Origin of the sequence: Ilumatobacter sp. (assembly GCF_041688325.1) — a bacterium.
Lineage (GTDB): Bacteria > Actinomycetota > Acidimicrobiia > Acidimicrobiales > Ilumatobacteraceae > Ilumatobacter_A.
This window is the reverse complement of the sequence record NZ_JBDNIJ010000115.1, coordinates 15,938-29,145: the sequence shown is the minus strand read 5'-3', so window position 1 is coordinate 29,145 and position 13,208 is coordinate 15,938. Positions and strand designations below refer to the sequence as shown.

General features: G+C 63.6%; 10 protein-coding genes. 4 read left to right on the top strand and 6 right to left on the bottom strand.

Features of this window, described 5'->3' with window-relative positions:
- Window positions 1-20: 20 nt before the first annotated feature.
- The 6 genes from ACH2EI_RS07760 to ACH2EI_RS07735 all read right to left on the bottom strand — a co-directional run bounded on the left by ACH2EI_RS07760 (window position 21) and on the right by ACH2EI_RS07735 (window position 6,831).
- On the bottom strand, window positions 21-1,337 hold the full coding sequence (locus ACH2EI_RS07760) for a cytochrome P450 (RefSeq protein ID WP_395152644.1): 1,317 nt from the start codon (window positions 1,335-1,337) through the stop codon (window positions 21-23).
- Between the two features lie 15 nt (window positions 1,338-1,352).
- Window positions 1,353-1,550 carry a ferredoxin gene (locus ACH2EI_RS07755; protein WP_395152645.1) on the bottom strand — a complete coding sequence of 66 codons (198 nt, stop codon included), beginning with the start codon at window positions 1,548-1,550 and terminating at the stop codon, window positions 1,353-1,355.
- A gap of 282 nt (window positions 1,551-1,832) precedes the next feature.
- Window positions 1,833-3,029: a hypothetical protein gene (locus tag ACH2EI_RS07750; RefSeq protein ID WP_395152646.1), complete on the bottom strand. Its 1,197-nt coding sequence runs from the start codon at window positions 3,027-3,029 to the stop codon at window positions 1,833-1,835.
- A 70-nt stretch (window positions 3,030-3,099) separates the two neighbouring features.
- Window positions 3,100-4,386, bottom strand: coding sequence for a DNA-methyltransferase (locus ACH2EI_RS07745; RefSeq protein WP_395152647.1), 1,287 nt, complete (start codon window positions 4,384-4,386; stop codon window positions 3,100-3,102).
- A gap of 26 nt (window positions 4,387-4,412) precedes the next feature.
- Window positions 4,413-5,261, bottom strand: a complete 849-nt coding sequence (locus ACH2EI_RS07740) for an SDR family NAD(P)-dependent oxidoreductase (protein WP_395159629.1) — start codon at window positions 5,259-5,261, stop codon at window positions 4,413-4,415.
- Between the two features lie 103 nt (window positions 5,262-5,364).
- Entirely contained in the window at window positions 5,365-6,831 is a 1,467-nt protein-coding gene (locus ACH2EI_RS07735; RefSeq protein WP_395154668.1) for a diguanylate cyclase domain-containing protein, read from the bottom strand.
- A gap of 103 nt (window positions 6,832-6,934) precedes the next feature.
- Between ACH2EI_RS07735 and ACH2EI_RS07730 the strand changes: the two genes are divergently transcribed.
- The 4 genes from ACH2EI_RS07730 (at window position 6,935) to mftE (ending at window position 13,207) form a co-directional block, all read left to right on the top strand.
- The gene (locus tag ACH2EI_RS07730) at window positions 6,935-9,484 is read left to right on the top strand and encodes a beta-glucosidase family protein (protein ID WP_395159627.1); all 2,550 of its coding nucleotides are present in this window, start codon (window positions 6,935-6,937) and stop codon (window positions 9,482-9,484) included.
- A gap of 53 nt (window positions 9,485-9,537) precedes the next feature.
- Window positions 9,538-11,307, top strand: coding sequence for an alpha-amylase family glycosyl hydrolase (locus tag ACH2EI_RS07725; protein WP_395154666.1), 1,770 nt, complete (start codon window positions 9,538-9,540; stop codon window positions 11,305-11,307).
- A gap of 345 nt (window positions 11,308-11,652) precedes the next feature.
- Complete coding sequence (locus tag ACH2EI_RS07720) at window positions 11,653-12,276, top strand: DedA family protein (protein ID WP_395154665.1); 624 nt, start codon at window positions 11,653-11,655, stop codon at window positions 12,274-12,276.
- Window positions 12,277-12,418: 142 nt separating this feature from the next.
- Complete coding sequence (mftE, locus tag ACH2EI_RS07715; RefSeq protein ID WP_395154664.1) at window positions 12,419-13,207, top strand: mycofactocin biosynthesis peptidyl-dipeptidase MftE; 789 nt, start codon at window positions 12,419-12,421, stop codon at window positions 13,205-13,207.
- Window position 13,208: the final 1 nt, after the last annotated feature.

Here is a 13,208-nt window from a genome sequence, read left to right as displayed (position 1 = left end):
TTGAAGCAACCGTTCGACGCTCAGGCGGTTTCGAGAATCCGGACCGGCAAGACGCGCGGACCGCGGATCTGACCGACGCTCCACGAGACATCGCCGGCCAATTCGAACTTCGGGAAGCGCTTCACGAACTCTTCGATTGCGACCTTGAGTTCGAGGCGAGCCAGGTTCGATCCCAGGCAGCGGTGGATACCAAGACCGAACGCAGCGTGGCGATTGGACTCGCGGTCGATGATGAACTGATCAGCGTCTTCGAAGACGCGAGGGTCGCGGTTGGCTGCCGGGAACGGCAGCAGAACCCAATCGTCCTTCTTCATCGGACAGCCGTGGAAATCGACGTCCTTCGCGACCATACGGGCCATCGTGACCGGCGCATAGGCCCGGAGGAACTCTTCGAGCGCAAAGGTCATGACCTCTGGCTCGTCGTGCAACCGCTCCAGGTCAGCCGGGGTCTGTGCAAGGTGCCAGAGCGACGATCCGATTGCCGACCATGTGGTGTCGATGCCTGCGATGAGCAGCAAGACAATGGAACCGCGCACGTGTTCTTGGCTGAGCTTCTCGCCGCCGAGTTCAACGTTTAACAGGTAGTCGGTGAGGTCTTCACGCGGGTTGTCGATGTGATCCTGCACCTGGGCGTCGAGATAGGCGTCGAGCTTCTGGAAGTTCTCCTGACGGTCGGCCGTCGGGGCGTTGATCGTCTCGAGCGTGTTGTGGACAAACTCACGGAACAGTGCTTCGTCGGCTTCGGGGAAGCCGAGCATGCGGCCGATGACGTTGACCGGGATGTGCTGCGCGTACTGGATGGCAGCATCGACGATGGTGTCGCCGGGCGTGATGTCACCCATCTCGTCGAGGAGCCGGGTGCACAACGCGCGGATCTCGTCTTCCCACGGCTCGATTTGCTTCGGAGCAAAGGGCGGCAGGAGCAGGCGGCGCGCCAGGTTGTGGAACGGCGGGTCGCTGGAGATCGGCGGAACAACACCGATCGGTGCGGGGATGGCTGCGTCGCCGGGGCGGGCGTGGCTGACCACGACGCTACGGCTGGTGAAGTTTTCGGTGTCGTAGGCAACGTCGTTGACGGCCTCGTGCGTGATCGGCGTCCACATGCCGCCGTAACGATCGGAGTGAGCAACGGGGCAACCGCTGTCGCGCAGCTCTTTCCAGACCTCGGGCGCATTTGCGTTGTACGCCTTGTCGGCGTGATCAAAGTCGGTGGCAAAATCGCTCACCGGGCCGTAGTCGGCGGCGTTGTAGGGAACGCGTTCCCAGGCAATTGCGTTCTCGGGGCTGTCGGACAGCGCAAGCGGCTCGGCAACGGCGGGTTCAATCGTGTCAGTCATGGTGCTTCAGCTCGTTCAGGAATCGGTGATCGTGATGGCGTATTCGGGGCAGTTTGAGGCGGCGAGACGAGCCTTGTCTTCAAGATCTGGGGTGACCGACCCGTCGCCGAGCAACACCGCCTGGCCATAGTCGTCGACGTCGAAGAGTTCGGGAGCCAACGCATAACAGCGGTTGTGACCCTGGCATTTTTCGACATCGAGATGGACACGCATACCTGGACTGTAGGGCCCAAAGTTGGAGCCGCACCAGCTCACCGCCATCTTTTTCGCACAGTGTTCCAATGCGTTCAATCGTCACGTCGCGTCCTTACCTACGAGCAACTTCCCTGAGCAGGCACAACGCGACAAATTCGACCTGCACGGACCTTCCGAACGGTGGTCGCTCCAGACCGAATCCAACGTGTCGAGCGGCCGGTGAGCCCGAGGCAGCTCCCTCCTCTCTCCCCCGAGAGGGTTGGGCTGTCTTGAAGATGCATCGGCACTGACGGTGCGCTGTCAGCTGGCTGGTCGCCGGAACGCAAGAAGGGCGAGGAGGGCGAAACCAGCGATACAGGGCAGCGTGACGATTGCGGTCGCGGCGCCGACCGAGAGCCGCGAGGCGGCCAGGACGCCGACTGCGGTCGGGGTCACCAACGACATCAGACTCGAACCTGAGCGCAACCAGGTGAGGGCCACGCCGCGTCGCCCCGGGAACTTGGCAGCGTCGTCGTACAGCTTCGGGAAGAACACGGAAATACCAACACCGGCGATCGAGTAACCGAGGAGTACGAGGAATTCGTGCGGCGCAAAGGCGGCAACCGCGAGGCCGGTGCCGGACACCACGATGGCACCGCGGAACAGCAATGCATCGCCAAGGCGAACCAGGATGGCGTCACCGAAGAGCCGCCCAATCGTCATCCCAACGCTGAAGGCAACGAACCCGAGGCCGGCAACGCCGAGGGAGGTGCCGAAGTCTTCGCTGAGGCGGAAGGCCGCCCATTCGCTCGACACCAACTCGACGGTGAGAGCGAAACCGCCTGACACCGCCAGCACGATGAGCATGATCCAGCGGGCCCGGGTGCGCTTCGGGATGACACCATCGAGGGCATCGGGTTCGTCGCCACCCTCATCGACCTGAAGGAGCCCGCGACCAACAAAGACCAGCGCAGCGGCGAGCGCAGCGGCGACGACGATCAGCTGTGTTCTGAGCGAGACACCCGACGCAGCTGCTTGCGCTGCGACGAGTCCGCCCGCGACCGTTCCGAGGCTCCAGAGACCGTGGAGACGATTCATCACCGGGACGTGGCGCCGGGCACTCAACCAGGAGCCCTGCAGGTTCATTGCCACATCCACGACGCCGTCGGCCATCAAAATCGCTGAGAACCCGATGAGGAAAATGACGGGAGTCGACGCGAGCCCAACAATGACGAGTCCGACAAGCATCAACATCACGAGCGCAATCAGTGCTCGGCGCGTTCCCAATCCATGGATGATCGCTGGCGATGCCATGCTCGCAACGAGCCCGATTATTGCGCCAATCGTCAACGTCACCCCGAGCTCGTCAAGGCTCAGGCCGAGCCGCTCGCGAATCTCAGGAAGCCGAGGAACAAACGAGGCGAAAACCGCGCCGTTCACGAAAAACTGCACAGCAACGGAAGCAAGCGCCCGCGAGTCAGTCGCGCTCAGGTCCGCTCGCTCACCAGCCGATGTCACCGCGGCAAACTATCGGCCGCTGCTCTCAGCCCGCCATGTCACACTTTGGTCTGACCGGAGCGTGACAGGCTTAGAGAGAACGAATGCGGTCGACAGCGTCAGGTTGGCTGGCATCGATTACGGCGGTGATCAGGCCGTTGTCGCCTGAGACGGCCGCGAGCGGACCACCACGGATCGTGCCGACAGTGAGGATGATGACATCGGTGTCGGGCTCGACTTCGCGACAGATCGCCGCTTTAGCGATGGCCTTCCACACGTTCTCGACACGACTCAAGCCCGGCCGGGCGGGCGTATTGACCCCGCCGAGTTCGAAGATTCGAACGACGCCCTCTGGGCTCGTCGCCCGGAAGTTGACAGTGACGCCAGGCGACACCCGTGCTGGCTCGTTGACATCGGTGTAGCCAGCTTCGTCGAGGAGCGTGCGGGCCATCTCCTTGAGCGTTCGACGGTCGGGGAGGTCGCGCTGAGCAAGCGACTTCACGCGTTCTTCAGCCTGCTTCACGTAGCCCGCGTCCGTGTCGTAACCGACGTAGTGGCGCCCGGTGTTCTTCGCCGCCACTGCAGTCGTGCCCGATCCCATGAACGGGTCCAGCACAATGTCGCCTTCGTAGGTGAAGAGGTGCAGGCAACGTTCGACCAATGCGACCGGGAACGGCGCTGGGTGGCCGACGCGAGTTGCGCTCTCGGCGGGGATCTCCCACACGTCCAGCGTGGCTTCCATGAACTCGTCACCTGGCACGGTGGCGATGCCTTCGGTGCTCTGGCCGCCGCGGTTGCCGAAGCCGACGCGATCGAAACGGCCCTTGCTGGCAATGATGACGCGCTCGGTCGTATCTCTCAAGACCGGGTTGGCTGGCGACTGGTAGGAACCCCAAGCACAGGATCCACTGGCCCCGCGTTGCTTCTGCCAGACGACTTCGCCGCGGAGGAGGAGGCGCAGGTCGTCCTGCAGGATCGTGGTGACGTCGGCCGCGAGGCTGCGGTATGGCTTGCGGCCGAGGTTGGCAACATTGACGGCCAGGCGACCGCCGGGCTCGAGCGTGCGGGCACTTTCGCGCAGGACGTCGCGCAGCATCGTGAGGTACTCGATGTAATCGGCCGGTACGTGGCCTTCCCCGAGCGCTGTCTCGTATTCCTTGCCCGCGAAGTAGGGCGGTGAGGTGACCACGAGCGCGACCGAGCCATCGGGTACCTTCGACATGTCGCGGGCATCGCCGACATACATCACATCGATCTCACCGGTTTCGCCGAGTGTGTCGTCGTCGCTGATCTGCGGCGGAGCGAAGCGGCTGTAGAAGTCGGAGGAGTCATGCGACTCACGTTTGCTGACGCCGAACGATGACGTGGAGGTTCCCATTGTGGTATTTCTGCTTTCGATCGCTGTCAGGTCACTTCGGATTCGGCGGCGGCGCCGAGTGCGGTTGGGTTGGTCTGTGTGCTGGCTCGCAGCATCCGTTCGACAGGGATCTGCGCCATGTCGTCGTGGGTGAGGATCCAAAATTGACGGGCATCGACCGCCTCGACGAGGCGGCTGGCGACGTCGGCTGCGGGAATGCCGTTGTCGACGCCGGTGGCAAGGACCGCTGCGATGAGCTGGGCGATGGGCGCGTCGACTGTGGTCGGCTCGCTGACCATCAGGTCGGTCTTGACAAAACCAGGGCAGAGCACGCTGACGCCGATCGGCGATCCAGCAGCCTGTTGCTCGAGGTACAACGACTCGCTCAGGCCGACGACGGCGTGCTTGGTCGCGGCGTATGGAGCGAGGCCCGGCACCGGCGTGAGCCCAGCCATCGACGCGGTGTTGACAATGTGTCCGCTCCCCTGCTGCTCCATAATTGGAAGGAAGGCGCGAATGCCGTGGACGACGCCGTACAGGTTGACGCCGATGACTCGGTCCCAAAGGTCGAGGGTGCCGCCCCAGGCGTCACCGACTCCTGCAATGCCAGCGTTGTTGAAGAGGAGGTGAGCCGCTCCGAACCGTGTGAGCACTGCGTCGGCAAATCCGCCCATGGACTCAGCGGACGACGTGTCGCAGGCATGTGCGAGCACCTCGGCGCCGCGCTCGGTGAGTCGGGCTGCAACCGCACGCAGTTTGACGTCGTCGATGTCTGCCAGTGCCACCCGCATCCCGCGGGCAATCAGTAGCTCCGCGACAGCCAAACCAATTCCACTCGCGCCACCGGTCACCACAGCCACGTTGCCGCGCGCGATCACCGTCCCAACATCAGTCACGAGCCCAAATCTAGATTCCCTCGCGCTCCGAGTGGTTGATACACGCGCGGTCAGCGCGAGAAACGCACGGCGGCCAGTCGCGGCCAGTCGCGGCCAGTCGCGGTCAGCAGTCGATTTGGTTTTGGGTATCTGCGTGGTGAACCGAACCGGGACAGCGTTCCTTCGCGACATACATGGCTCGGTCGGCGACACAAATCGTCTCTTCCAACGAACGCGGAACTCCCGTCGGTGAACGTCCGGCCGCGATGCCGATCGTGGCACCGATTCGAATCCGATGCTCGCCACATTCGAACGGCTGAGCAATGCGATCGACGATGCGATGAGCCAGCACGAGCAGATCGTCAGCTGCATGCGGGCCGTCGAAGTTCGGGGCACAGACGACAACGAATTCGTCGCCGCCACTGCGGTAGACATCATCTCCACGGCGGACAGCGGCAGAGATCCGACGGCCGACGTGGGCAATCACCTCGTCACCGACCGAATGGCCGAACGTGTCGTTCACCGCCTTGAACTGATCGAGATCGATGAACAGTGCACTGGGATGGCCCGTGTCGTGTTCGATTCGGTCGTTGAGTGATGCTCGGTTCTGCACACCAGTCAGTGCGTCTCGGTGGGCCGCAGCTTCGAGCTCGGCGCGATGACGTGCCTGTTCGAGAACAAGGTGAGAGAGACGAATTGCTTCACTGAGGTGCGCTTCGTGATTCGGACTTACGAGCGACGGAGCCCGTCGCCACACGATGAACACCGCAGCGACTTCGCCTGAGGCGTAGAAGACCGGGCGCACCCACGCAGCTGGCAGGCCGGCAGCGGCCATGCCCGCCCGGGTGCGGTCATCGATGCCCGGCAGGGCGCAATCGGCGATGTCTTGCAACTGTCCAGCAACGACGCACTGACGCCACGGCGTCCCGGATGCGTTGATCAGTTCGTCGTCGAGTGGCCAGCGGCCAACGGTGCGAAAGCGTTTGGCGTGGGTCCGCAAGGCGGGCTCGACCACGAGAATCGTGCCGATGCCGTCCAGCGGCGCAGCGCGGCCCGAGGTGGCAATGGCGGCGAGGGTGGACTCGAGCGGTTCGTCTGCAGCAACCGCGGCAACCGCCGTTGCGAGCACGTCGCGGACGGACTCTGCGGTCAGCGTAATCACGTAGCCGGAGACACCGAGCTCAGGTGGGCACTCATACGCCCAGAACTGCGAGTGGTGGTATTCACCGGTCGGATCGACGTATCGGATACGGCTCGGCCCCATGATCGACCCGTGATATTCGTCGCCCGCGTCGAGCAGGTTCAGCGCGAACTCGGTGTCACGGGGGTCGATGAATTCAAAGGCTGAGCGGCCGAGCAGCTCGTCGCTGGAGATTCCGACCATGTCGACGAGCCGTTGATTCGCGTACACGATGTTCGCCACTTTGTCGATCACGAACATCGCGACCGGCATCACGTCGATCAGGAGAAACGACTTCTCTCGAACCCATTCCATTGGTGTGGGGGCTGCTGAGGAGGCTGGAATGGGGGTAGACGCGCTCACACCGTCTTCATCAGGCTGAGCAGCCACCACATCAATCCCGTTCAGCATCAATCGTCCATCGGTTCGCCACGACACAAGCTTGAGGCCTTATTAACCGTGGTTGGCGAACTTTGCACGCTCTCTGTGTTGGCGTTGATCGAACCAGGCAGCTTTGACCGCAGCACTGTCCGATGCCGGTCTCATCTGCCAGGATCACGGCGTGATCGACATCGATGCAGCTCTCGCCTCTCTCTCGCTCAGCGACAAATGTCGCTTGGTCGCAGGTCGAACCACCTGGGAAACATGCGCCTTCCCCGAAGCTGGCATCCCTGCAATCAAGATGTCCGACGGCCCGACCGGTATCCGCGGCGAAGGCCATGGAGGCGGCGGAACGCCTGGCGTGGCAGTGCCCGCTGGCATCACACTCGGTGCAACATGGGACCCCGCTCTGCTCCGCGAGATCGGCTCGCTGCTCGGCTTGGAGGCGCGTCGAAAGAGTGCCCACGTCCTGCTCGGCCCAAACGTCAACCTGCATCGCACGCCCGTCGGCGGGCGAACCTTCGAGTGCTACAGCGAAGACCCCGAGCTGACCGCTGCTCTCGCCACCGAGTATGTGCGCGGCGTGCAGTCGCACGACGTTGCGGTCACGGTGAAGCACTTCGTATGCAACGACACCGAGATCGAGCGGATGACCGTCAACGTCCAGGTCGACGATCGCACGCTGCGCGAGTTGTACCTACGGCCGTTCGAGGCCACCGTTCGCGATGCTGGAGCGTGGGGCGTCATGAGCGCCTACAACCAGTTGAACGGCGAGTTCTGCGCGCACCATCGTGGACTGCTGACCGACATCTTGCGGACCGAATGGGGTTTCGATGGCTTCGTCGTCTCTGACTGGTTCGGAGTGCACGACGCAACGCCCGCCGCGAACGCCGGGTTGAACATCGAGATGCCAGCACCCGTTCGCGTCTACGGCGACAAGCTGGTTGCTTCCGTTGAGCGCGGCGAGGTCACCGAAGCACAGGTCGATTCGTTGGTGCGCGACATCCTCGTGCTCGCCCAGCGTGTGCGTGCCGATGAGCGCAGCGCTCACGATCCGGAGGAGTCGGTCGACGATCCAGCCGAACGGGCGCTCACGCGTCGGGCCGCAGTCAGCGGCACCGTCCTGTTGCGGAACGAGTCGATCGACGGCACGCCGGTTCTGCCCTTCGATGCCGCAACACTCACGTCAGTTGCAGTGATCGGCCCGAACGCAACGATTGATCGATCAATGGGTGGCGGATCAGCGAGCCTCGTTCCGTTTGGCCATCGCACCCTGCTCGATGCGATCACCGATCGAATCGGACCGGGCACATCGACCAACGCAGCAATCACCTTCGAAGCGGGCGTCCGCATCGACCGGCTCACACCCGTCGCACCACGGCGTCAGCTCGTGCAGCCCAACGGCGAGCCCGGCCTCCACATCGAATACATCAACGGACGCGACTGGACCGGCGACACAGTGGTTGAGCAAACCGCTCCCTCGTCGATGGTCCGCTTCTTCGGCTCCACTCCGGCGGGCATCGACCCCCGAGGCTTCGCCACACGAATCACTGGGTCGTTCGTGCCCGACACCGACGGCCCACTCGTCATCGGTGTCGTGTCCACCGGACCATTCATCATCGACATCGACGGCACCACGATCATCGACGACACCCAGATGGAACTACCACGGAGCGAAGAGTTCTTCGGGTACGGAAGCGTCGAAGCCACTGCAACCGTCGTGTGCACTGCCGGTGTACCGCTGGAACTGAACCTGCGTTGGGCCACCTCAGAAAAGAACGGGTTCGCTGCACTCCGTGTCGGGTTCCGCTCCCCCGAACCTGCCGACCTGATGGACCGAGCAGTCGCCGCGGCTGCCGCAGCCGACATCGCTATTATCATGGTTGGAACCAACGACGAATGGGAGACCGAAGGCTTCGACCGGACGACCATGGACCTTCCCGGGCGTCAGAACGAGTTGGTACGGCGAATCGTCGCTGCCAACCCGCGCACCGCGGTCATCGTCAACGCTGGCTCGCCGGTAACAATGGACTGGGCCGACGCTGCCGACGACCGTTCGGCGCGAGCCGTCCTCACCTCGTTCTTCGCGGGCCAGGAGCAGGCCGAGAGTCTGGTCGACGTACTCCTCGGTGACGCCGATCCCGGCGGGCGCCTGCCGACGACGATCCCGGTCCGCCTGGCCGACCATCCGGCGTACCTGCACCATCGCCCCGACCACGACAGTGCCGGCAACGGCACCCAGGTGTACGGCGAGGGGCTGTTCATTGGATACCGGGGTTATGACGCACGCGACATCGCGCCTCGCTTCGCCTTCGGTCACGGCCTCAGCTACGGCTCGGCAAGTTGGGGCGACGCTGTCATCACATCGGAGTCCGCTGACAGCATCACGGTCGAGGTCCCAGTCGCCGGAATCGGCAGCCGGGCCGCAACCGTTGTCGTGCAGGGCTACATCGCAGCGATCGATGCGCCTTGCATTCGACCGCCCAAGGAACTGAAGACGTGGGACAAATTCGTCGTCGAGCCCGGCGCGTCGGAGACGGCCCAGCTGAAGTTTCCTCGTTCGGTATTCCGCCGCTGGGACACCGCGACGAGCGACTGGGTCGTCGACGCCGGCGAGTACGAGCTCGTGATTGCCGCGTCGGCGACCGATATTCGCCAGCGTTTACGGGTGACCATCAAGTAACCCGCAACTGGATGAGCGGCAACAGGACTGAAAGCGCTTACATTGCGATGTGTATGAGCGAGCCTTCCGCTGTCAGTAACAAACACCGCGCCCGTCGCTCCTCTCGTCCCTGGTGGGAGGACGCGCTGGTCTATCAGGTCTACGTCCGCTCGTTCGCGGACTCCAACGGCGACGGCATCGGTGACCTCGCCGGCATTCGCTCACGACTCGACCACATTGCGTCGCTCGGCGTCGAGGCCATCTGGCTGAACCCGTGCTATCCGTCGCCGCAGCACGACCACGGTTACGACGTCGCCAACTACTTCGACATCCATGACGAATACGGCACCCTCGACGACTTCGACGCCCTACTCGCCGACGCACGAGACCTCGGCATCAAGATCCTGATGGACCTCGTGCCGAGTCACTGCAGCGTCGAGCACCGTTGGTTCATCGCTGCGCTCGCATCCGAGCCGGACAGCCCGGAACGAGCCCGCTTCTACTTCCGCGACGGCAAGGGCAACAGCGGTAGCGAGCCGCCGAACAACTGGCAGTCAGCATTTGGCGGGCCGGCATGGACACGACTCGATGCCGGCCCAGCTACCAACAACGGCAAGGGCGGCCAGTGGTACCTCCACACGTTTGCCCGTGAGCAGCCCGACCTCGATCACACGCACACCGACGTCCATCAACTGTTCCACGAAATTTTTGAATTCTGGTTCGATCGCGGCGTCGACGGCTTCCGCGTCGACGCAGTCGCTGGCACCGGCAAGCACCCAGACCTGCCAGACCAGCCACCGGTCGGCCCCGAGGTCGGTGTGCTCGACATCACCTGGATGAACGAGTACACAGTGTTCCGCCCCGAAGGCCACGACGTGTGGCGCCGCTTCCGGACAACGATCGACGACTACGAGTCGAGCCACCCCGGCCGCGAACTGATGATGGTCGCCGAGGCCTACGCGGTTCGCCGACCCGAGTTAGTCAAAGCGTTCACCAAGCCCGATCAGTTCCACCAGATGTTCTCGTTCGACCTGATGCTGACTCCCTGGGAGAAGCACTCGATCGAACGGGCGATGCTCGACCCGATCGCGATCCTTGCCGAAACCGGTGTACCGCCTGCCTGGACACTCAACAACCACGACATCCAACGCATCGTCACTCGCCTTGGCCGGCAAGACGCACACCTGCCCGAAATGTGGACAAACAACAATTTGGCTCTTTCACGCGCCGACGTCGACCTTGTGCTCGGCGAACGGCGTGCACGGGCGATGACCGCACTGATTTTCGCCCTGCCCGGCAGCCTGTACCTCTACCAGGGTGAGGAACTCGGCCTGCCCGAGGTCTTCGATATCCCGGCCGACCGTCGTGAAGATCCAGTGTTCGAGCGGACCGGCGGCGCCGAAATCGGCCGCGACGGCTGCCGCGTCCCAATCCCATGGAACAAAGACGCGTCGTCGTCATACGGCTTCTCGACACCGCGGGCGGACGGCACCGTCGACGAGCCGTGGCTCCCGCAGCCGACCGGATGGGGCGAGCGATCGGTGTCTGAGATCGACGACATCGAGAACTCGACGCTGCACATGTATCGATCACTCGGCGAGGTCCGTGACGAGTTCGCCGTGTCCCAACCGCTCGAGGCACACACGATCGACATTGGTCCTGAAGTCGTCGCGGTTCGCCGCGGCGATCTCGTCGTCGTCGTCAACCCGACCGACCAGCCCGTGCAGATCAACCTCGATCACGCCGACCTGGCAATCACCCAACCGGTCTTCGCCAGTGAGCCCGCCGAGACGCACACCACCGGCGTCATCCCGGCAAACAGCACCATCTGGTTCTCCAGCTAAGCCCGGCGCGACGCTGCTGAAGCTATTTCTCGCTGCGTCGGCGGGCCTGGGCGACCCCTCAACCCAACCCGACACAATCAGACATCACCCCTGCTCAACGGCTATATTTGCTCGTACTGCTGCGATATAATGAGCGGTATGTTCGCAGCACGGATCGAGGAGTTGGCAGACGCCCGCCAAGCAGTTGCAAGTCGACGCAACCGACACGGCACCACCTTCAGCGACCTCCGACCCGCCGCCTGAGCGACACCGATCGGATCGGCCCGGTCATTTCTCCCGGCAGCACCAAGCCATCAACCCGAGTGTCGAGAACGAACCCGTGTCCGACAGGTAACGTCCACGCGAATGTTGGCCAACATCGTCACTGATCTCACGAACAAGCTCGACGAGTTCTCGTCGAACTGGTGGTTCCTGCTGGTGATCTTCAGCATCGCCCTCCTCGACTCCGTCATTCCGGTGGTGCCGAGTGAGACCACGGTGATCATCGGTGGCGTCGCTGCCGGACAGGGCAACCAGAGCATTGCCCTCGTGATCTTTGCCGGCGCTTTCGGTGCGTTCCTCGGCGACAACCTGGCCTACACGATCGGCGACAAGTTCAAGGGAACAGTGCAGCGGTGGGCCGCTCGCAAGGAGTCGCGCCAAGACCGGCTCGACAGCGCAGGTCGCCAGATCCGTAAGCGAGGCGGAATGCTGTTGATCACCGCCCGCTTCATCCCTGGTGGCCGAACCATCTTGACGGTCTCGTCGGGCGTGACCTCACAGCCTCGCCGATGGTTCGTTCTGTGGATCGCCTTGGCAACCACGATCTGGGCGTCATACGCCGGCTTGCTCGGCTACCTGTTCGGGCAGACCTTCGAAAACAATCACACGCTTGCCTTCTGGCTGGCATTCGCCACGGCGCTCAGCATCACCGGCCTGATCGAACTGGTCCGCTGGCTCCGCGAACGCCGCAAGCACGCCGCAGCCTGACTCGCGTCTCCTCGACCCGCGCCATCATCTCCCGGTAACCGAAGAACGCTCGCCACAGACGACAGCCAGATCGGCAGAACCCGCCACGCCCGACTCCAAGGGCGATGTACCGGAACGGCCTGATGTTCGGCATGATGGACGGGTGCGATTGGGTGAGGCGACATGGAACGAGGTGCAAACACTCGTCGACAACCCAGTGTTCGAAGACGGCACCCGAACCCCGATCGTTCTGATTCCCGTTGGCTCGACCGAACAACACGGTCCGCACCTCCCGATGTCGACCGACACCTTGATCGCCGAAGAGATTGTCCAGCGGGCCACGCACCTCACCAACGGACTGATGGTCGGGCCCTCGCTCACCGTCACGGCGTCGGGTGAGCACGCCGGCTTCCCCGGCACGCTGTCGATCGGCACCGAGGTGATGACGAAGGTCGTTCTCGAACTTGGTCGCAGCGCAGATTGGGCTGCTGGCATCGTGTTTGTCAACGGACATGGCGGCAACTCGGCAGCGGTCGAGGCGGCGACGCGCACCCTTCGATCAGAAGGGCGCCACGTTCTCTCGTGGTGGCCGAAGTGGCCGCGGCGCGCCGACGGCGGGCCACAGGACCTGCATGCAGGGCGGATTGAAACGTCGCTCATGCTGGCGATCGATCCGGGCCTGGTCCGACTTGAGCTCGCGGCCCCCGGCGTCGATGCCGACATCGACGAGCTGCGGGCACACGGCGTGCAAGCGGTCAGTCCATCCGGCGTGCTCGGCGACCCAGCCGGAGCCTCGGGCACCGAAGGTGACCACTTCATCGTCAGCTTTGTCAACGACCTCGTCCATGCCATTGAGGCCTGGCGGCCGATCGACCCGACGCCGATCGGCAACGTCCGCATCCAAGTCGCCGCCGCCCGCCTCGGGTCGACGGAATCCGAACACTCGAGCTGAG

Excerpts from the sequence above, each read along its gene's own strand:
- ACH2EI_RS07760 (WP_395152644.1), bottom strand. The coding sequence starts at position 1,337 with ATGACTGACACGATTGAACCCGCCGTTGCCGAGCCGCTTGCGCTGTCC.
- ACH2EI_RS07755 (WP_395152645.1), bottom strand. The coding sequence starts at position 1,550 with ATGCGTGTCCATCTCGATGTCGAAAAATGCCAGGGTCACAACCGCTGT.
- ACH2EI_RS07745 (WP_395152647.1), bottom strand. The coding sequence starts at position 4,386 with ATGGGAACCTCCACGTCATCGTTCGGCGTCAGCAAACGTGAGTCGCAT.
- ACH2EI_RS07735 (WP_395154668.1), bottom strand. The coding sequence starts at position 6,831 with ATGCTGAACGGGATTGATGTGGTGGCTGCTCAGCCTGATGAAGACGGT.
- ACH2EI_RS07725 (WP_395154666.1), top strand. The coding sequence starts at position 9,538 with ATGAGCGAGCCTTCCGCTGTCAGTAACAAACACCGCGCCCGTCGCTCC.
- ACH2EI_RS07720 (WP_395154665.1), top strand. The coding sequence starts at position 11,653 with ATGTTGGCCAACATCGTCACTGATCTCACGAACAAGCTCGACGAGTTC.